This window comes from Streptomyces sp. ISL-11, from assembly GCF_018614525.1.
Lineage (GTDB): Bacteria > Actinomycetota > Actinomycetes > Streptomycetales > Streptomycetaceae > Streptomyces.
The window spans coordinates 2804-3621 of record NZ_JAGGOL010000081.1 but is presented as its reverse complement, the minus strand read 5'-3'; the positions used below and the strand labels follow the sequence as shown (position 1 = coordinate 3621).

At 74.2% G+C, this 818-nt stretch carries 2 protein-coding genes; both read right to left on the bottom strand.

Annotation, left to right across the window (positions count from 1 at the left end):
* Positions 1-74: 74 nt before the first annotated feature.
* Entirely contained in the window at positions 75-266 is a 192-nt protein-coding gene (locus J7E86_RS18040; RefSeq protein WP_215082726.1) for a hypothetical protein, read from the bottom strand.
* 161 nt (positions 267-427) lie between these two features.
* A partial coding sequence (tsaE, locus tag J7E86_RS18035) for a tRNA (adenosine(37)-N6)-threonylcarbamoyltransferase complex ATPase subunit type 1 TsaE (RefSeq protein ID WP_215082723.1) occupies positions 428-818 on the bottom strand: 391 nt, incomplete at its 5' end.

Genomic DNA, 818 nt, shown 5'->3' with positions numbered 1-818 from the left:
CCGCGGGCGAAGGCCCGCCGGACACTCCCTGGTACAGGACACAGCCCGTTCACTCTTACGGGCCCATTCCGCCGCTACGCGGCATCACGCTCCGCGGTCCCGGCCGCCTCCTCGGGCTCGGCCGCGGCCGGCGCCCTCGGCGGGGTCGAGACCGCGTCCGCGGCGGCGCAGGCCGCGAGCAGGTCGCGCATCGACGGGGGCTGCTCGCCCGGACGGGGCACGCGGGAGGTCACAGCAGGCTCGGCAGTGGGCTCTTCGGCCGACATCAACGCCTCCAGGGGCAGCCGGGGCAAGGTTAGGCAGACCTAACCATGTCTCGCTCACCATGTGACCACGCCCACCACCGCCCGCGCAACATCTTGCCGACGGCTTGTCGGAACGTAGCCGGGCGCGTACGCCCCGGGCAGCACCACGGCCGCCCCACGGCTCACTCCAGCGACGACAGCTCCGCGCCCGCCCACCGCGCACCGACGCCGGCCACGGTGACGGTCCGTACGTCGTCGGCCTCGTCCAGCGCGAGTCCGTCCGCTCCCACCGCACGCTCGATGACCACGTGCAGCCGGTCGTCGGACAGCTCCTCGACCTTGCCGTCGCCCCACTCCACGACGATCACCGACTCCGGCAGCGAGACGTCGAGGTCCAGGTCCTCCATCTCGTCCAGCCCGCCGGAGAGCCGGTAGGCGTCGACGTGGACCAGGGCCGGGCCGCCACCGAGGGGCGGGTGGACGCGGGCTATCACGAACGTCGGGGACGTGACGGCGCCGCGCACGCCGAGGCCCTCGCCCAGGCCGCGGGTCAGGGTCGTCTTGCCCGCGCCG

Bases quoted from the DNA above. Each gene is read 5' to 3' on its own strand.
- J7E86_RS18040 (WP_215082726.1), bottom strand. From the start codon at position 266: ATGTCGGCCGAAGAGCCCACTGCCGAGCCTGCTGTGACCTCCCGCGTG.